This window comes from Ruegeria discodermiae (assembly GCF_030758345.1).
Classification (GTDB): Bacteria; Pseudomonadota; Alphaproteobacteria; order Rhodobacterales; family Rhodobacteraceae; genus Ruegeria_C.
The window spans coordinates 1103897-1122360 of the sequence record NZ_JAVAMO010000001.1 but is presented as its reverse complement, the minus strand read 5'-3'; the positions used below and the strand labels follow the sequence as shown (position 1 = coordinate 1122360).

21 protein-coding genes are annotated in these 18464 nt (G+C 60.0%); 17 read left to right on the top strand and 4 right to left on the bottom strand.

The window, feature by feature from the left end; all coding sequences use genetic code 11:
* Positions 1 to 2: 2 nt before the first annotated feature.
* From Q5Y75_RS05595 to Q5Y75_RS05560, 9 genes are all read left to right on the top strand, one after another.
* Positions 3 to 449 (top strand): hypothetical protein, encoded by a 447-nt coding sequence (locus Q5Y75_RS05595; protein ID WP_306195141.1) that lies wholly within the window; start codon positions 3 to 5, stop codon positions 447 to 449.
* A gap of 1315 nt (positions 450 to 1764) precedes the next feature.
* The gene (locus Q5Y75_RS05590) at positions 1765 to 2103 is read left to right on the top strand and encodes a hypothetical protein (protein WP_306195139.1); all 339 of its coding nucleotides are present in this window, start codon (positions 1765 to 1767) and stop codon (positions 2101 to 2103) included.
* Between the two features lie 11 nt (positions 2104 to 2114).
* A complete protein-coding gene (locus tag Q5Y75_RS05585; RefSeq protein WP_306195137.1) occupies positions 2115 to 2405 on the top strand; it encodes a hypothetical protein in 291 nt (96 codons plus the stop codon).
* Positions 2405 to 3466, top strand: a complete 1062-nt coding sequence (locus Q5Y75_RS05580) for a metallophosphoesterase family protein (RefSeq protein ID WP_306195136.1) — start codon at positions 2405 to 2407, stop codon at positions 3464 to 3466. Before Q5Y75_RS05585 ends, Q5Y75_RS05580 begins: the two co-directional genes overlap by 1 nt.
* The gene (locus Q5Y75_RS28450) at positions 3463 to 3762 is read left to right on the top strand and encodes a DUF6378 domain-containing protein (RefSeq protein ID WP_371933224.1); all 300 of its coding nucleotides are present in this window, start codon (positions 3463 to 3465) and stop codon (positions 3760 to 3762) included. Before Q5Y75_RS05580 ends, Q5Y75_RS28450 begins: the two co-directional genes overlap by 4 nt.
* Before the next feature lie 472 nt (positions 3763 to 4234).
* On the top strand, positions 4235 to 5269 hold the full coding sequence (gene dusA, locus Q5Y75_RS05575; RefSeq protein ID WP_306195134.1) for a tRNA dihydrouridine(20/20a) synthase DusA: 1035 nt from the start codon (positions 4235 to 4237) through the stop codon (positions 5267 to 5269).
* Positions 5270 to 5328: 59 nt separating this feature from the next.
* Entirely contained in the window at positions 5329 to 6153 is an 825-nt protein-coding gene (locus tag Q5Y75_RS05570) for a sulfite exporter TauE/SafE family protein (RefSeq protein ID WP_306195132.1), read from the top strand.
* Complete coding sequence (locus Q5Y75_RS05565; protein ID WP_306195130.1) at positions 6147 to 6932, top strand: hypothetical protein; 786 nt, start codon at positions 6147 to 6149, stop codon at positions 6930 to 6932. Before Q5Y75_RS05570 ends, Q5Y75_RS05565 begins: the two co-directional genes overlap by 7 nt.
* A 31-nt stretch (positions 6933 to 6963) precedes the next feature.
* Complete coding sequence (locus Q5Y75_RS05560; RefSeq protein ID WP_306195129.1) at positions 6964 to 7689, top strand: SpoIIAA family protein; 726 nt, start codon at positions 6964 to 6966, stop codon at positions 7687 to 7689.
* Between the two features lie 169 nt (positions 7690 to 7858).
* On the opposite strand, the gene Q5Y75_RS05555 is transcribed toward Q5Y75_RS05560, so the two are convergent.
* The 4 genes from Q5Y75_RS05555 to ccmI form a co-directional block, all read right to left on the bottom strand.
* Positions 7859 to 8359 (bottom strand): ClbS/DfsB family four-helix bundle protein, encoded by a 501-nt coding sequence (locus Q5Y75_RS05555; RefSeq protein WP_306195127.1) that lies wholly within the window; start codon positions 8357 to 8359, stop codon positions 7859 to 7861.
* Positions 8360 to 8548: 189 nt separating this feature from the next.
* Complete coding sequence (locus tag Q5Y75_RS05550) at positions 8549 to 8779, bottom strand: DUF1289 domain-containing protein (protein WP_306195125.1); 231 nt, start codon at positions 8777 to 8779, stop codon at positions 8549 to 8551.
* A gap of 15 nt (positions 8780 to 8794) precedes the next feature.
* The gene (ruvX, locus tag Q5Y75_RS05545) at positions 8795 to 9259 is read right to left on the bottom strand and encodes a Holliday junction resolvase RuvX (protein ID WP_306195123.1); all 465 of its coding nucleotides are present in this window, start codon (positions 9257 to 9259) and stop codon (positions 8795 to 8797) included.
* Positions 9256 to 10479, bottom strand: coding sequence for a c-type cytochrome biogenesis protein CcmI (ccmI, locus tag Q5Y75_RS05540; RefSeq protein WP_306195120.1), 1224 nt, complete (start codon positions 10477 to 10479; stop codon positions 9256 to 9258). The genes ruvX and ccmI overlap by 4 nt, the downstream gene beginning before the upstream one ends.
* Before the next feature lie 176 nt (positions 10480 to 10655).
* Between ccmI and Q5Y75_RS05535 the strand changes: the two genes are divergently transcribed.
* The 8 genes from Q5Y75_RS05535 to Q5Y75_RS05500 all read left to right on the top strand — a co-directional run bounded on the left by Q5Y75_RS05535 (position 10656) and on the right by Q5Y75_RS05500 (position 18464).
* The gene (locus Q5Y75_RS05535) at positions 10656 to 11900 is read left to right on the top strand and encodes a sarcosine oxidase subunit beta family protein (protein WP_306195119.1); all 1245 of its coding nucleotides are present in this window, start codon (positions 10656 to 10658) and stop codon (positions 11898 to 11900) included.
* Between the two features lie 337 nt (positions 11901 to 12237).
* Positions 12238 to 12567, top strand: a complete 330-nt coding sequence (locus tag Q5Y75_RS05530; protein WP_306195117.1) for a TfoX/Sxy family protein — start codon at positions 12238 to 12240, stop codon at positions 12565 to 12567.
* Between the two features lie 4 nt (positions 12568 to 12571).
* Positions 12572 to 12901, top strand: coding sequence for a sarcosine oxidase subunit delta (locus Q5Y75_RS05525; RefSeq protein ID WP_306195115.1), 330 nt, complete (start codon positions 12572 to 12574; stop codon positions 12899 to 12901).
* A 50-nt stretch (positions 12902 to 12951) separates the two neighbouring features.
* Positions 12952 to 15969, top strand: a complete 3018-nt coding sequence (locus Q5Y75_RS05520) for a sarcosine oxidase subunit alpha family protein (protein ID WP_306195113.1) — start codon at positions 12952 to 12954, stop codon at positions 15967 to 15969.
* Positions 15962 to 16528, top strand: coding sequence for a sarcosine oxidase subunit gamma (locus Q5Y75_RS05515; protein WP_306195110.1), 567 nt, complete (start codon positions 15962 to 15964; stop codon positions 16526 to 16528). Before Q5Y75_RS05520 ends, Q5Y75_RS05515 begins: the two co-directional genes overlap by 8 nt.
* A gap of 316 nt (positions 16529 to 16844) precedes the next feature.
* On the top strand, positions 16845 to 17297 hold the full coding sequence (locus Q5Y75_RS05510) for a hypothetical protein (protein WP_306195107.1): 453 nt from the start codon (positions 16845 to 16847) through the stop codon (positions 17295 to 17297).
* The gene (locus Q5Y75_RS05505; RefSeq protein WP_306195105.1) at positions 17294 to 17704 is read left to right on the top strand and encodes a hypothetical protein; all 411 of its coding nucleotides are present in this window, start codon (positions 17294 to 17296) and stop codon (positions 17702 to 17704) included. The genes Q5Y75_RS05510 and Q5Y75_RS05505 overlap by 4 nt, the downstream gene beginning before the upstream one ends.
* A 160-nt stretch (positions 17705 to 17864) precedes the next feature.
* Positions 17865 to 18464 carry a superoxide dismutase gene (locus tag Q5Y75_RS05500; RefSeq protein WP_306195104.1) on the top strand — a complete coding sequence of 200 codons (600 nt, stop codon included), beginning with the start codon at positions 17865 to 17867 and terminating at the stop codon, positions 18462 to 18464.

The following is an 18464-nucleotide window of genomic DNA, read 5'->3' as shown; positions in this document are numbered from 1 at the left end:
TTATGCCAGTAATATTCCCCGATGTTTTGGTTCGCCAAGCGATTCTCGGCGTCCGAGCAATTAATTCGGACGCGATAAATCTGCGTGCGCGCTCATCTGAGATCGAATTTGACAACCTTCGAGCGTACCTAGACCGAATGCGCAAACAGTACCTAGATACGGTTCAGCCGCTTCTGGATGCCGCACAAAACAGCGCATCGGCGGTTAACACCACGGTCGCGGCTCACACCATAGGTGCGCCTGCAGACACTCATGCAGCGCTTATCCAGCTAAGGTCGGACCTTGAGGCGTTCTACTCCGCCTACGAGGTCGTGTTTTCCAAGCTGACACACGTGACGTTTTCGTTGGCAGAAGGGCACAAGACCGCAAGCATTCCGCTGTCAGAATTGGCATCACTCGCAGCACCACTTGATGGTGTGATTGCGTCCAGCGCCTTCGCCGCAGGCTAGCCCCAATGGCCGACACAGGCTGGAAGGTAGTTGGCACGGCAACGTGGACTGACAACGCGGATGGGCAGAATTGGGGAAACTTTGGAAATCCCGATTGGGAAACATCGGTAGTCAACACTGCCGATGGCACGCGTGCTTACGGGTTCACCGGATCATCAACTGGCAACGACACTGAGTATGCGCAAGCCTACAACTTCGGGCTGACCGCTACCGATGTTCCGAGTGGCGCAACGATTGACGGCGTAGAATTTCGCTTCGGCGGATTGCTCGTCGCAAACGGTGGTCGGCACATTCGGTTCAAGAATGCCCACATCATCAAAGACGGCGCTTCGGGTACGGCTACAGGTACCGATCAAGCAGACCTGACAAGTTGGTCGAGCAGCTCAACCGATGCCGAAGTAACACATGGTGGCGCAACCAATCTTTGGGGCACCACCATCACCCAAGCCGACGTAATATCCTCGGACTTTGGCATCACGTTCCAGATTGAGCGATATGCCGATGTGGGAAGTGGCGGAAGTACCGCCGGTCGCATCGATATAGTGGAGATGCGGGTCCACTACACTGCTGCGGGTGGCGGGGGTGATGCAACGGCAACCCCCGCAAACGGTACTGCTACTGGGCTTGGTCAAGCTCCGACGGTTTCCGCAAGCGCCACGGCTGAACCCAACGCAGGTAGCGCAACCGGGCTCGGATATGCCCCCTCTGTGTCTGCGGGGTCTAACGCAACCGCAACGCCCGGCACAGGATCAGCCGCCGGGGCAGGCTTCGCACCAACGGTATCCGCTGTTTCCGACGCTTCCGCGTCACCGGGCACCGGTACAGCGAGCGGGACTGGTTTCGCGCCAATTGTCTCGACCGGAGATAGCGCAGTCGCACAACCTGGTGCCGGATCAGCAACAGGCTTGGGCTATGCGCCCGTCGTTGTGGCCAATGCAGATTCAGCGCCGGGGACCGGTACCGCAACGGGTCTTGGATACGCTCCCACAGTTTCGGCAGGCGCAAACGTCACAGCAGAGCCCGCAACGGGTTCGGCCTCTGGCCTCGGGTACGCACCGACTGTGGTCGCTGGCTCGAACGCAACCGCTCTGCCGGGAACGGGTAGTTCCACGGGTTTGGGGTATGCGCCAACTGTAACCGGAAATTTCAGCGCCTCGGCAGCACCAGGGACCGGTACGGCGACAGGCTTAGGCTTCGCACCCTTAGTGGTCAGCGGCGCAACCATTATCCACCGGCGCGGATCATCATCTAGCGTCACCAAGCAGGGCAGAGTGGGTGGCGTTACTCGCGCCCAGAGAACAAGCAGGTTCGGCTAATGGCATATGACTTGAAAATGAAGCAGGGCGACGTCGGTGTCACGTTTCCGGTGTCTCTCACAAACCCGGACGGCACCGCTGTAGCCTTTGTCTCAGACGACGTGGCCACGCTCAACATGCGGCGCATCGGGGCATACAGCAGTGATCGATCCTACAACATCACGGCGACGATGGATAAGGACATTGGTGAGAGCACTTGTTCTTACACCTTCACGACAGCCGATACAGATGTTCCTGGCATCTGGGAGGCGACCGTATCCGTTGCATTCGATAACGGGGTCAGCCTGACCTGGCCTGAAGTCGGCACCTACCGCTTTCTAATCGATCCCGCAATTTAAGGAGACCACCCATGAAACTCCTAGCAACCGCCCTGGCGGCGCTCTTGGCGACTCAGGTTGCCGCACAGCCTCGCAACTGCGCACCACGCGACACGGTCGTTGAGCGCCTGCAAAGCAAGTACGGCGAGACCCGTCAGGCCATGGGTGTTGCTGGCAGATCATTGATGGAGGTCTGGGCTAATGAGGAATCAGGCTCATGGACCATTCTCCTCACAATGCCCGGTGGGATTTCCTGCCTCGGTGCTTCTGGTCAGTCCTACGAGGAGCTGAGCGAAGCGCTGGTGGACGGGGACCCCGCGTAATGGCTAATCCCACAGGAAAGAAGCATGGGTTGGAGTTGGGCGTCATTATCGACGCCTGGATTCGAAACGGTGGCAGCTTTCGCAAGGCGGGCGCAGAGCTTGGTTGCGATCCTGCCAACATATCCCGCCGCATAAGAAAGGCATATGACGCGGGCGATGAGCGAATAGACCCCGTTCTGCTGTTTGGCGATAAGGGCAACACCAACCGCACTCATGAAGAGCTGGTGCGCGCCCGTGTGGCGATGGACCTTCATCGCGAAGCCAAGGTCGAAAAGGGCGACTGGCGCAAAACCTCTCTCATAACAAAGATCAAATCACCGGTGGGCGTAATTGGCCTGTTCGGAGATGTGCACGCCGACAACCCTGGTTGTGACTTCGATCTGTTTGAATCCGAGATGAGCCGCCTGGACCCCTCCCAGAACGTCTACGGCATCTTCAATGGTGATCTGTTCGACAATTGGGTTCGGGCGCTGGCCCACGCGGGACAGTCATCGACGGACCCGTACTTCGCGTGGATCGTGGTTGAGGACTTACTGCGCCGATACCCATTCTTGGTTTTCATTCTGGGCAACCACGATATCTGGAACACGGGGGTTGCAAACTATCTTGTAGAGTTCCTTCGCTCCATCGGAACAGTTGTGCGCCGCTCTGGCGGCAACATCGTTATCAAGACGGACCAAGGCACACCGCTTTCTCTGGACCTGAGGCACATCTGGCAGGGCAGCAGTATCTATTCCGAGGCTCATGAGCTGAAGCGCGCGGCTACGTTCGGCTACTCTGATGCGGATGCACTTGTCGGTGCGCATGACCATAAAGGCGAGGTACGCGAGCATGTCAGGCCTGTTGATGGCCGTGTGCAGCGATTAATCAAGCTGGATGCCTTCAAGGAACTGGACGACTACGCCAATGACCGAGGTTTCATGTCTGCGAAGCGTCACCCGGTCGTATGGTGCGCCTATGACACCCGAGAGCCCGTTACCAGCCATGAGCGCCTACAGCCCTTCTACGACTTCGACACAGCCCGTGTGGTAGCAGAACACCGGAGGGGAAAGAACGCATGAACCGAGCCCAAATTCTCAGCACAGCAACGGAATACGTCACCAAGGACCGCGCTGCGGATCACGGGGACATGGAAGATAACTTCAACCGCATCGCGGGGATGTGGGCTGCTTACCTGGGTGTTGATGTATCGGCCTCAGACGTAGCCGCAATGATGGTGCTTCTAAAGATGGCCCGCGCAAGAGGCGTTCCCGGCCATGAGGACAACTGGATAGACGCTGCGGGATATGCAGCGTGTGGCGGGGAGGCAGCTACTCGTCATTGCCCTCGTTTAGAGACGGTGTCCGCCAAGACATAGTTTTACTGAAGCTCTCGCGCCCGCACCGGGTACACCGCGCTCTTGGCAAGGTCATCTCCCTGAACCTCCTCACAAGCTCCGGGTCTTCAAACCCTTTCGAGTGCCCGCAGACACAGTGGAAGTATACGACAAGCGGCATTCAGAACATATGGGGAACATTTGCGAGACGGGCAAACGTGAACCGCATAATTTACGCAACTAGAGACGCAACCAATTGTAAAAAATCATTTAAATGGGTCTTCTCGACCGCACCAGTAAAAACAAAGGGTTACGCCATCTCGGCGTGACCCTTTGTTTTTTGGAAATAACCCCAGGATAACTGTTCTTCTTTGGGCAGTGGCCCGGTGCTGGGTGATCTCAGGCGCTGGAATTTGGGTAGGGGAAAGTGCTACACGGCATCTACGGTGCCATACTCTGTAGCACCGCTTCCGAAATCGGGGCTAGAACGGGCCAAAGCGGGGAAATGTAGAAGATGTCGCATTCGAAAAACCGGGACAAATCAGGGTTTTCCGATGTTCGACGCTCTGCGCGGCTCTCCGTCGCCCCGATGATGGATTGGACCGATCGGCATTGCCGGTATCTGCACCGTCTGCTGAGCCGCGAGGCGCTGCTTTATACTGAAATGGTCACCGCGCCGGCGCTGGTGCGAGGTGGGGCCTTGCACCTGCTGGAGTTCAGCCCCGAAGAGCACCCCGTTGCCCTGCAGTTGGGCGGCTCGGACCCACAGGAGCTGGTCGCTGCCGCGCGGTTGGGGCAGGCGGCGGGGTATAATGAGATCAACCTTAATTGCGGTTGCCCCTCGGACCGGGTGCAATCGGGCACGTTTGGGGCGGTGCTGATGAAAGACCCGGCGCGGGTTGCCGCCTGTGTGGCGGCGATGCGGGCGGTGGTGGATGTGGATGTCACCGTCAAATGCCGCATCGGTGTCGACGATCAGGACCCCGAAGAGGTGCTGCCCGAGTTTCTGGCGCAGATCGTGGCGGCAGGCTGCGAGCGGGTGACCATCCATGCGCGCAAGGCCTGGCTGCAGGGGCTCAGCCCGAAAGAGAACCGGGATATTCCGCCGCTCGATTATGATCTGGTCTACCGGGCTAAAGGGCTGTTTCCCAACCTGCATATCTCGATCAATGGGGGCGTCACCTCACTGGCTCAGGCGCAGACGCATCTGGAGGCCGGGCTGGACGGTGTGATGATCGGGCGCGCCGCCTATCATCAGCCTGCCGATATCCTGTGCACTGCGGATCAGGACATTTTCGGGCGGGACCATGTGCGCGATCCGGTCGAGGTGGTGCGCGCCATGTTGCCCTATATCGAGGCGCATCTGAGCGCGGGCGGGCGGCTGCACCAGATCACGCGCCACATGTTGGGCCTCTTTGCCGGGCGACCCGGCGCGCGGGCGTGGCGTCGGCATCTGTCGGAAGGCGCGGCGCGCAAGGAGGCCGGGCCGGAACTGGTCGAGGCGGCCTTGACGCATGTGATCCCGCAGCCCAAGGCACGGGCGGGCTAGGGCGCTTTTCCTTTCCCCTGCGCCGGTGTAACCAAGGCCTGCCGAAACGGGGGATGTTCATGCCGGAGACCGGATTGTTGCTGCAGATGCTGGCGATGCTGCTGGCCATCGGAGCCTTTGCCGGGGTGCTGGCCGGGTTGCTGGGGGTCGGGGGCGGTATCGTATTGGTGCCTGCGTTTTTCTATGCGTTCCAGACCCTTGGTTATGGTGGCCCGCAGCTGATGCAGCTTTGCCTCGCCACTTCGCTGGCGACGATTATCGTCACGTCGTTCCGGTCGGTTTTGAGCCATAACAAGAAAGGCGCGGTGGATTGGGACATCCTGCGCGGCTGGGGGCCGGGCATCGCCATCGGGTCTGTTCTTGGCGTGCTGGTGGCCTCATATCTGCATACGACGGTGCTGCAGGCGCTGTTTGGTGTGCTTGGGATGGTGATCGGGGCCTATCTGGGCCTCGGCCGGCCGGAATGGCGGTTGGATGATGCGATGCCGCGTGGGGTGAAACGGGCGGTGCTCTCGCCCTCGGTCGGGTTCCTATCGGTATTGATGGGGATTGGCGGTGGTAGTTTCGGCGTGCCGCTCTTGAGCCTGTTCAACACGCCCATTCACCGGGCCGTAGCCACGGCGGCGGGGTTTGGTGTGATCATCGCCGTGCCCTCGGTGGCCGGGTTCCTGCTTCTTGATATCGATCCCCAGCATCGCCCGCCTTACACCATCGGCGCGGTCAATCTGGTTGCGTTCTTTGTGGTCATTGCGATGACCCTGATCACCGCGCCTTGGGGGGTGAAACTGGCCCATGCCATGGACCCGAAGCCGCTGAAGCGGGTCTTTGCTGTATTCCTGACCCTCGTGGCGCTGAACATGCTGCGCAAGGCGCTGGGATGGTAGAGGGGTACCTGCAAAAGGGCTGGGTCAAGTTTCCTCTCGATCCGGTTCTGGCGCGCTGGGTTCGCCACGCTTTGCCCGTCGCGCGCGCCGCCGTCAGTGATCCAAAACACAGCGAATGGCATGATTGCGAGGGCACGTGGTTTATCGGCGTGGATGCGATGGAGAATGACGGCGAAGGTCGGGTGAATGGTTCACCGCCTCTGGCCGGGCAGGCGGTGGAGTTCATCAACCGCCATCTGGGCGCGCAGGTGCTACACAAGGGGCAGATCTCGGTCATCTATCCCGGTTATCCGCAGCCGCGGCGCGGTGAAGGCGAAGCCGCGTTTCGCTACCGCGCGCGCCGGGATGCGGCGCATGTAGACGGGCTGAGGCCCTCGGGGCCGGAGCGCCGCCGCCGGGTCGAAGAACCGCATGCCTGGATACTCGGTATTCCCCTGAGCGAGGCCAGCCCCGACGCCGCACCGCTGGTTCTGTGGGAGGGCAGCCATCACCGCTTGGGCCGTGCCTTTGCTGATGCGTTTTCCGCCCATCCTGCGGAGGCGCATGCCACGCTCGACATAACCGATGCCTATCAGGCCACGCGCCGCGAGGTGTTCGAAAGCTGCCCTCGGATCGAGTTGCACGGGTGTCCGGGCGAGGCTTATCTGCTGCACCGCCATCTGTTGCATGGGGTCGCGCCTTGGGCGGCAAATGCGACAGCCGACCGTGATGGCCGGATGATCGCCTATTTCCGGCCCGAGTTTCCGGAAGGCCTCGCGCGGTGGTTGCAAAGCGATTAGGCTGCCCTCAGATCATGAAGGGAGCGTGTGAATGATTTCCGTTGAAACACAGATGGATGGCGCCTTGCTGGAGGTCGAGCTTTCGGGCCAGATCACGGCGCAGGATTACGACACGGTCCTGATCCCGGCGGTTGAAAAAGCGTTGGAAAACCATGATCGCATCCGGCTGATGATGAGTTTCGGGCAGGAGTTTCAGGGCTATGACCTGTCCGCCGCCTGGGCCGACAGCAAACTTGGCCTGGGCCATTGGCGCGGCTTTGACCGGATCGCGGTGGTCACCGATACCAAATGGCTGCGCAATTCGATCCGGCTGGCCGCGCCGATTATGCCATGCCCGGTGCAGGTTTTCGATCTGATCGACGCCGAAATCGCCCGCCGCTGGCTGCGTGAGTCGCTGGGCTCAGTGCATATGCGTGATCTGGGCGGGCCGTGCCTGCAGGTCAAACTGATGGGCAAGCTCGACCCCGAAGTGATCGCCAATGCCGAGAAGGATCTGGATGCGCAAATCCGGGCGCGCGATGGCTTTCGCCTGTTGCTGGACCTGAGTCAATTTGACGGCTGGCAGGGCCTATCGGCAATGGCGGCGCATTTCAGCCTTGTGCGCGAACATGCCGCCATTCCGGAGCGCGTCGCCGTGGTGGGCGACCAGGCCTGGCAGCGCGCCGCACAGCACCTGATGCGCCGGTTTCTGAACGCCGAAAGTCATTTCTTCGATGTCTCGGATATTGACGGCGCGGTGGCGTGGTTGAAGGCCTGAGGCTCCTGAAGCCGGTCTTGTGGGGAATTGGTCGTTAGTATTTGACAGCTTGCGGCGCTGAGTGAGCCGGGCAAATGAAAGCGATGAGCCTATTGCGACCGGAGCCGCGCAATGAGCGAAGAGCTTTTGCAATGTTTAGGGAAAACTGGGATGAGTGCTAAGGCGGGCCTCACCAGGAGTTGCGCAGCACCTTTCGGATGTAGGTGTTTGCGGACCGAAAGTGAGACGGGCCAGAAGCTTCGGCGTATCTGCCGAGCGTCCATTTGCCTGTCCAGCCATGAACACCGCTTGCATAGAGTTCAATGTTTTCATGGGACTCGATAAACGCACGTAGCTTTTTGCAGGCGGTTTCGAACTCTGCAAGCAGATCGTCCCAAGCCGTAGCGTCGCCCATCGCATAAAGTCGATCGTTGTATTCCTTGAGCTGGTTCCATTTGTAGCCTTTGGCTGGCACATGGACTTCGCGACCCGCAATACCGTCTTCGTACCATCCGTGGAACATGCCCATCCAGTGGGTGCGATGCGCAATGACAGCTTTGATCGTCGTGTTATCGTCTTGGAGTGATAATGAGGATTGCGCGTCATTGATGCCATCAAAAGTCTTGCGCAGCTTCGCCAACTCCTTGTCGAAGGCCGCAAGTAAATCGGACTTGTTGGTAGCTGCTGGCATGAGCCACAGGTAAAAACATCAGTCTTTCATTGCATTGACGTGTATCAAGTCGGCGCGGTACGGTTGAAACCCCATCAAAAGCGCTGGCGACATAGCAGCCCTCGCGGCAAAACGGAGCTACCTCACGCGCTGCTGGTACCAGGTTTGATCCGGTGAGATCCGCTATATGCTAGGCTGCCTCCGTGAAGCTCAACGCTTCAGCCGGGCCGACCGTCCGCCGCGCCGTTTGACCAGGCGAGGCGCGCGGTCGGGCAGTTCTTCCATGATGGCGGTGCGCTCGGCGGGGTCCATCTTGGACCAGCGGGTGATCTCGTCGATGGTCCGGTAACAGCCGGTGCAGATGCGCTCGACCGGATGGACGACGCAGATATCCACGCAGGGGCTGTCGATCTCGTTTCGTTTCCAGACCGGTTTGTCCATCAGGTCACAGGCTTTCTACAACAGGCGCAATCTGTCCAGCGCCCCTTGCAAGATATAGCTTGCGGCCACGTGATCAATCACCTCGGCGCGACGTTTTCGTGTCGTATCCGCCTCAAGCAGGGCTTTTTCCGCCGCAACGGTGCTGAGCCGTTCATCCCAGAAGCCGATCGGCAGATCTGTCAAACTGGTCAGATTGCGCGCGAATGCCCGCGTCGACTGGCAGCGCGGCCCCTCGGTGCCATCCATGTTGCGGGGCAGGCCCAGAACGATCCCGCCAATCTCGCGATCCGCGATGATTTCCAGCAGGCGGGCGGCGTCTGCCGTGAATTTCTTGCGTCTGACGGTCTCCAACGGCGTAGCGACGGTACTCATCCGGTCTGACACGGCCACCCCGATGGTCTTGTCGCCCAGATCCAAACCGATCAGAGCGGTATAAGTGGGCAGGGCGGCGGCGAACACTTCGAACGGATCCGCGATCATTGCAGTATTTCCGCCGCTTGGCCGGCCTGTCTGATCAAGGCAAGCGCTGCATCGTCGCCCGCAAAGACCTGTTGGGCCTCGTGGAAGACGCGATTGGCCTGCGCGCGCTCGTCCAGCACCCCCAACGATCGGATCAGCCGCGCCCAGTCCTCGGCGGTGCCGCCCTCAGTCGCCAGCCGTTCGGACAATCCGGCCACCATGCCGCGAATGGCGTCGAGCCGCGCCTCGGGCGTCATCGCTTCCATGGCGGCCATGTCTTCGGCGCTGGGGCCGGGTCGGGAGGCCGGCTGGGGCGGGTCATATCTGACGCCCGCGCGCGCGGCCACTTCCTCGATCCGCGCCCGGATGGCGTCGACCCAAGGGGCAGGGACCGGGTTGGCCCGCAGCGCCTCCTGCCAGACGCGGAAGGTCGCATCGGGGCGCCCCACCTGCAGCAGCATCACGCCCCAGTAATATTGCGCCGGGCCATCGTTGGGATCGATATCTAGCGCCTGTTGGAGCACGGCCTCGGCCTCGGGCGAGACATAGCCACCCGCCGCCGCGATCATCATCTCCGCCATCTCGGAATAGTCACTTGCCGAGGCATCTTCGCCCAAAAGCCGGATCGCTTGCGCCATCGCCTCGTAGGAGGCTTTGAAATTGCCCAGATTGGCCTCGTTCTGCGCCAGCAGGATGTTGCCCTGCAGATCATCGGGCCGGGCGGCGACCGCAGCCCGCAACTGCTCCATCAGCTCCGCATATTGCTGTTCGATGCGGGGCTTCGGCCGCTCTGGCTGTTCCGCCTCGGCGCTGGCCTGATCGGGACGCGTCAGGCGCCTTTCCTCGGCGATTTCCTTGCGCAGGCTCAGCGGCAGATCGCCATAGCCGGGCGCGCCAAGCGACCGATAGAGCATCAGACCGCCCCCCATCAGCGCCGCAGTCAGCAGCAGCGCCACCACCCATGTGCCGCCGCGCGGTTGGGCTACGCCCTCGGCCTCTTTGCGCACCATCGCATCGGCGGCCAGAATGCGGCGCGAAATCTCGGTGCGGATGCGCTCAGCATCGGCCTCACCAATCACCCCGCGCGCCAGATCACGATCCACCCCGGCCAGCTGTTCGCGATAGACGCGCAGGTCATAAGCTGCTGTGTGCTCGTGCTTGCTGCGGCCCCGCAGCAGCGCCAGCACCAGCAGAGCAGCGACCACCAGCGCGGTCAGCGAAATGAGGATCCAGAACGTCATGGTGTCTTCCTTCGGATTGCCCTCATCTAGCCCCGCAGGCGTGCGGGAAAAAGATAAAAAGCACGACACGGGTTACCATGTCGCAATAGGTCGATATTGCGACGTAACGTGGCGTGGGTATTCTTGGCCCGCGCGGCATACCTGCCGCAATCCCGCAGACCCGGATGGATTCGCTCATGAAACACTATTCTGCCTTTGCCGTCGCCCGCGAAGCCCTGCGCTCTCATACCGGATGGGAGCGGGCCTGGCGGTCGCCTGAACCCAAGAAACGCTATGATGTGATCATCGTGGGCGCGGGCGGGCACGGGCTGGCGACGGCCTATTATCTGGGCAAGAACTATGGCATTCAGAATGTCGCGATCATCGAGAAAGGCTGGCTGGGTGGCGGCAATACCGGGCGCAACACGACCATCATCCGCTCGAACTATCTGCAGGACCCGTCAGCGGCGATCTATGAGAAGTCGCGCAGCCTCTATGAGCATCTGAGCCAGGATCTGAACTACAACCTGATGTTCAGCCCCCGTGGCGTGATCATGCTGGCGCAGACCCATCACGAGGTGCGCGGCTATCAGCGCACGGCTCATGCCAACGCGCTGCAGGGAGTGTCGACCGAATGGATCGGGCCGCAGCGGGTCAAGGAACTGGTCCCGATCATCAATCTGGAAGGGCCGCGCTATCCGGTTCTGGGCGGGCTCTGGCAGGAGCGCGGCGGCACGGCGCGCCACGATGCAGTGGCCTGGGGCTATGCGCGGGCCTGTTCGGCCATGGGCATGGACATCATCCAGAAATGCGAAGTGACCGGCGTGCGCTCCGACCAGGGCCGTGTCGTGGGGGTCGATACCGCCAAAGGCGCGATTGAGTGCGAAAAGCTGGGCATCGTGGTTGCGGGCCATTCCGGGCAATTGGCCGAGATGGCCGGGTTCCGCCTGCCGCTTGAGGCGGTGGCGCTACAGGCGCTGGTCAGTGAACCGATCAAGCCCTGCATGGATGTGGTCGTGATGGCCAATACCGTGCATGGCTATATGAGCCAGTCCGACAAGGGCGAGATGGTGATCGGCGGCGGCACGGACGGGTTCAACAACTTCACCCAGCGCGGGTCGTTCCATCATATCGAGGAAACCGTCCGGGCACTGGTCGAGACCTTCCCGATGATCTCACGCCTGAAAATGCTGCGCCAGTGGGGCGGGATCGTGGATATGACCGGCGACCGCTCGCCCATCCTGTCAAAAACGCCGCTTGGGAATTGCTTCATCAATTGCGGCTGGGGCACCGGCGGGTTCAAGGCGATTCCCGGCTCGGGCTGGGGCATGGCGCAGCTTATGGCCACGGGCCACTCGCCGCTGACCGAAGCCTTCACCCTCGACCGCTTCAAGGAAGGCCGCTTCATCGACGAAAGCGTTGCGGCGGGGGTGGCGCATTGATGTCAGTCTTCGGAAGAATTGCGCGGGTCGGTCGGAGGACGGTTTCGAAATGCCAGCCCCCCGCCAATTCTGGCCCGCATTTCGGCTTGCAGTTTGTCTGCCTCTTCGGGGTCTTTTTTGACAAGGCGGCGCCATTTGAAACCGAGATACAAATGGTATCCGTACCAGCCAATCAGCGCCAAAACTATGATCGTTCCCAAAGTAAGCATGTGATCAAGAGTAGAGGCGCGCGCAGGGTGGGACAATGCTGACCTTGTTCTGCAGGACTTATGATTTTGATGCCATTAGCGTGATCCTCTCAAAGAGGCTCTGCCTCGCTGAATGGGGGAGAATGTAAGTGCCCTATTCCGAAACCATGGCCGACCTGATGCGCGCTGATCTGGGCGTGGAGCCGGGGCTGTCCGAGAAGAAGATGTTTGGCGGGCTCTGCTTTCTGCTGCATGGCAACATGGTCTGCGGTGTCCACAAGGACGGTGCCATGTACCGGCCCGGCAAGACCCGCGAGGCCGAGGCGCTGGAAGCAGGCGCGCAGCCGCTCAGCTTCACCGGCCGTCCGATGGGCGGGATGGTGGAACTGGATGAGGGCGGCTTCGAGGATGCCGATCTGCGCGCCAAACTGACCGAAATGTCGCTGGCCAATGCTGCCAGCCTACCGCCGAAAGGATGACGAGATGCTGATCCTTCATTGCCCCTATTGCGGCGTCGATGCCGAGGAAACCGAACTGCACGCGGGCGGCGAGGCGCATGTCAAGCGCTTCGGGCCGGGCTCGGATGATGACCAGTTCCACGACTATCTCTTCATGCGCGAAAACCCCAAGGGCGTGCATTTTGAACGCTGGCAGCACGCCAACGGCTGCGGCAAGTGGTTCCACGTCGCCCGCTGCACGGCGACGCTGGAGGTGTTCGGCACCTATCCGGCCCAGACCACCGAGCCGCCGCAGGAGATCCGCGACGCCATCACCGCCAAGCGGCCCGGCTGGACATGGAGGGAGTTCTCCTGATGTCCAGCGGCCTCCACCTTATGACCTCCCTCCGCGAAAGGTCCGCATAAATGAGCAATCGTCTTTCGAAACTCGGTCGCCTGATCGACCGCTCCAAGCAGGTCACGTTCAGCTTCAACGGCACCACCATGCGCGGCTTTGCAGGCGACACGCTGGCCTCGGCCTTGCTAGCCAATGACCAGATGATGATGGGCCGCTCGTTCAAGTATCACCGCCCGCGTGGCGTCGTGGCGAGCGGGGCCGAAGAACCCAATGCTCTGGTCGGTCTGGGCGAGGGCAGCAAGTTCGAGCCGAACCAGCGCGCAACGACGACCGAGCTGTTCGACGGGCTGAAAGCGCAGTCACAGAACCACTGGCCGAACCTCGATTTCGATATCGGTGCGGTGAACACCCATTTGGCGCGGTTCTTGCCTGCGGGCTTTTACTACAAGATGTTCATCCACCCGCAGCCTTTCTGGAAGCACATCTACGAGCCGTTCATTCGCAAATCAGCCGGTTTGGGTAAAGCGCCCGATGCCGAGACGCGCGACGCCGACACTTATGAGCATTTCTATGCCTTTACCGATGTGCTGGTCATCGGCGGGGGGGTCGCAGGTTTACAGGCGGCCAAGGCGGCGGCGGTGACCGGTGTAAAGGTGCTGCTGGTCGAACAGACCGCCCATTGGGGCGGCCGCGCGCCGGTTGATGGCGGAAGTATCGACGATGGCCCTGTGGATAAGTTCGTGGAACAAATCGTCGCTGAGCTGGAGGCGATGGACAATGTCACGATGCGGCTGCGCTGCATGGGGGCGGGGATCTATGACCATGGCTACGCGCTGAGCTATGAGCGTCTGACCGATCACGCGCCGCATGCTGCAGGCCCGCGTCACCGGTTGTGGCGTATCCGCGCCAAACAGATCGTGACCGCCACCGGCGCAATCGAACGGCCTTTGTCCTTCGCGGGCAATGACGTGCCCGGCGTCATGCTGGCCTCGGCCATGCGCGACTATGTGGTGAACTGGGGTGTGACACCGGGCGAGCGAGTGGTTGTGGCCACCAATAATGACGATGCCTACCGCACCGCGATCACGCTGAAAAATGCCGGTGTCGATGTGCTGCGCATCCTCGATGCGCGCGCCTCGGGCGGCGGGGCTCTGGCGGATGAGGCGCGGGCGCTGGGCATCCGGGTCGACCCCGGCAAGGCCATCGCCAAAGTCTCGGGTGGTAAACGTGTTAAGGAAGTCTCAATCTGCAACCAGGAGGGGATCGGTGGCGCGCGCGACGAGGTCGACTGCGATGCGGTGGCCATGTCAGGCGGCTGGTCGCCGGTGGTGCATCTTTGGTCCCATTGTGGCGGCAAGTTGATCTGGGATGAGGCGCAGGCCCATTTCCGCCCCGACCCCGACCGCCCCCCGCTGGGCGTGGATGGCGCGGGCTTTGTCAGCGCCGCCGGTTCGGCCAACGGTGCGCTGGCGCTGGGCGAGGTGCTAAGTGATGCCCATGCGACGGGTCTTGCCGCGGCAAAGACGGCGGGCGGCAAGGCCAAACGCCCCAAAGCGCCGAACGGCGATAGCACCACCGAAACGCCGATGGAACCGGTCTGGCTGATGCCCGCAAATGCCGACACGCCGCTGCGGATGAAGTCCTGGCTGGATTTCCAGAACGACGTCAAAGTTTCGGACGTGCAACTGGCCGCACGCGAAGGCTATGAAAGCGTCGAGCACACCAAGCGTTACACAACGCTGGGCATGGCGACGGATCAAGGTAAGTTGAGCAATATCAACGGCTTGGCAATTCTGGCCGACTCGTTGAACGCGGAAATCCCGCAGGTGGGTACTACCACCTTCCGCCCGCCCTATACACCGATCTCGATGGGGGCGATCGGCGGTGAGGCGCGCGGCAAAGTGTTTCAACCGATCCGGCGAACGCCGATGCATGACTGGCATGACCGAAACGGCGCTGATTGGGAGCCGGTTGGCCTTTGGCGGCGCGCCTATGCCTATCAGCGCCCCGGCGAAAGCGTTGAGGCCGCGGTGAATCGCGAGGTGAAGAATACCCGCGAAAACCTTGGTTTGCTTGACGCTTCCACATTGGGCAAGCTGATCGTCAAGGGCCCCGATGCGGGCCGGTTCCTCGACATGATGTACACCAACATGATGTCGACGCTGAAACAGGGAAAGTGCCGCTACGGTTTGATGTGCTCGGAAAACGGCTTTCTGATCGATGATGGCGTTGTCGCCCGGATTGATGAGGATACCTGGCTGTGTCACACAACCACAGGAGGCGCAGAGCGCATCCACGGCCATATGGAAGAGTGGCTGCAAACCGAGTGGTGGGACTGGAAAGTCTATGTCGCCAACGTGACCGAGCAATATGCGCAAGTGGCGGTTGTCGGCCCCAATGCACGTAAGGTACTGGAAAAACTCGGTGGCATGGATGTTAGCAAAGAGGCGCTGCCGTTCATGGAGTGGCGCGATGGTCAAATTGGTGGCTTTGACTGCCGGGCTTACCGTATCTCTTTCTCGGGCGAGCTCAGCTATGAGATCGCGGTTCCCGCCTCTCGGGGGCAGGCCTTCTGGGATGCTTTGATGGAGGCGGGCAAAGAGTTTGGCGTGATGCCTTATGGCACCGAATGCCTGCACATCCTGCGCGCCGAAAAAGGCTTCATCATGATCGGGGACGAGACCGACGGCACCGTGATCCCACAGGACCTTGGCCTGCACTGGGCGCTGTCGAAAAAGAAAGAGGATTTCTTGGGCAAGCGCGCGCAGGAACGCAGTCACATGGCCGACCCGGACCGCTGGAAACTGGTCGGTCTTGAGACTGTGGATGGTTCGGTTCTGCCCGACGGGGCCTATGCGGTGGGCGAGGGCACCAACGCCAACGGGCAGCGCAACATGATCGGGCGGGTCACGTCGACCTATTACTCGGCCAATCTGGGTCGCGGCATCGCCATGGGGCTGGTCAAACACGGGCCGGACCGGATGGGCGAGGTGATCGAGATCCCCGGAACTGACGGCAAGAGTTACAAGGCCAAGATCGTCGAACCGATCTTCTACGACAAGGACGGGGAGAAGCAGAATGTCTGAACCCATCAGCGCATTGAATGGCGCCCGCATCGAAGGCATCGCCGTTATCGAAGAACTGGGTCTGCAGGGCATGATCACCCTGCGCGGCGATCACAGCGATAAAGGGCTGGTCAAGGCCGCGACCGGTGCGACGGGCCAAAAGATGCCCGGGCAGAGGCAGGCGCTGGTCGAGGGTGAGAGCGGACTCTGTTGGATGTCGCCAGACGAATTGCTCGTTCTCGTGCCCTATACCGAGGTCGATGCCAAGCTTGTCGAGATGCAAAAAGCACTTGGGTCCAGCCATGCACGGGCGGTCAATGTCTCGGACGCCCGCGCGGTGTTCCGTGTCTCGGGCCCCAATGCGCGCGAGGTGCTGGCGAAAATGGCACCTGTCGATCTGAGCCCCGAGGGATTCAAACCCGGCGATTTCCGCCGCACTCGTCTGGCGCAGGTCGCGGCGGCATTTTGGATGGAAGAGGACGGCGCGTTCCGCATCGTCTGTTTCCGGTCGGTCGCCGGGTATGTCTTCAACCTGCTCCAGATCGCTGCGCAGCCGGGAAGTGATGTTGGCGCGTTCTGATCGTTGCGTCCGAATGCCAAAACGCCGTTACGTACCCGATGACATTGATCGGTTTTAACTTGCGTGCTCATACGACTCTATTACATTCCTCAGGAGAATCATAAAAATAATCTGGGGTAGTATGAGTTAAAGGGGAAAGCAGGCGCTAACGGTTTGTTGGGCTTTGTTTAGTCCGTGCGCTGACCGTTGTGACCGAAGACCCTGATCCTGCTCAACTAGTGCAAGCTAATCACAGTCAGAAATGGGCCGCTTGCATGCGGTCGGAGCAGTAGTGAAATCAAGGAAAAATATGTCTTCACCTAATATGCGAGTGTTGTTGAGCCTTCTGGCCGCTATGGCACTTTCGGGCACCGCTTATGCGGACACGTTGGATTGTGTCTTCAAAAAACAAAGTTCAAACAAGTATTTACCAGAAAGGGTTGTGTTCTCGGTCGGGCAATTTGACACGCACGCAAAGCTGCACGAAACAGTAATCTCGGGTGTTGAAACCCACAAGCGTACGGCAAAAGTCGAACGAAACGGTAGAAATGCACTGTCGATAGCATGGCCAGCAAACGAATATGTCTTTACCAAAAATGGTAGGAAGACCAACAGAGGTAACGGATATATGACAATCAATATGGATACCTTTGATTATTCTGTTTTTGTTGACAAAAGATCGATGCAGGCCAAGGTCCGATTTGAGGACACTAGGTACCTCCACTTGAAGTTTAATACCACCGGGGCGTGCAAACGTGTTGATTCAAAAGAAAAGGGGAAAAACGGATGAGATGGCTCGTCATTTCAGCGTTAAGTGTTTTGGCCGTGACTGGTGCCGCTGCCGAAACGATCTATGATTGCGAGATGAAAAACAACCAAAGAGTCTATGGTTGGATCCCAGAGCGCTTGGTGATTATCGTCGACGAACAGGACAGCACCGCGATGGCAATCGACGATTATATTAACCACTACTACGACAAACCGATCCCCGTCACATACAAAGATCTTAGGAATGGAAAGTTTCGTGTCACATGGAAGCATGAAGATATGAAAGTACGCGGTAGCGGTGCAATAAGCGCCACATATTCCGCGTTGGTTTCAAAGAAAACCGGTAGGGCCCAGATGCGTGTTCGGTTGGGCGGGGCGGCAGATAACCGTCCAAGTGGTCAAGGTCCCTGCAAGATATCCAAGCGGTAGATCTTAGGAAGTCGGATCGGAAGGCGCATCAAGTGCTCGTATCGAGCATTGTGCTTTGTTCTTAACCTCGGTTGCATGCGTCATCCACTCTTGACCTGCGCGCACCATCGCCGCATGTAACCGGGGGAACCGCAACATTCATTTTCAACAGGGGTCCACGATGGCTTTTGAACTTCCTGATCTTCCTTACGCACATGACGCTCTGGCATCTAAGGGCATGTCGGCGGAAACGCTGGAATATCACCACGATCTGCACCACAAGGCCTATGTCGATAACGGCAACAAGCTGATCGCGGGCACCGAATGGGACGGCAAGTCTCTGGAAGAGATCATCTCCGGCACGTATGACGCAAACGCCGTCGCGCAGAACGGTATCTTCAACAACATCAGCCAGCTGTGGAACCACAACCAGTTCTGGGAGATGATGGGTCCCGGCGACAGCGCCATGCCCGGTGAGTTGGAAAAGGCCCTGACCGAGAGCTTTGGCTCGGTTGACGAGTTCAAGTCGCAGTTTAGCGCCGCCGGTGCCGGCCAGTTCGGTTCGGGCTGGGCCTGGCTGGTCAAGAATGCCGATGGTTCGCTGGCCGTGACCAAGACCGAGAACGGGGTGAACCCGCTCTGCTTCGGTCAAACCGCCCTGCTGGGCTGTGACGTGTGGGAACACAGCTATTACATCGACTTCCGCAACAAGCGTCCTGCCTACCTGTCGAACTTCCTCGACAATCTGGTGAACTGGGAAAACGTCGCCAGCCGGATGTGA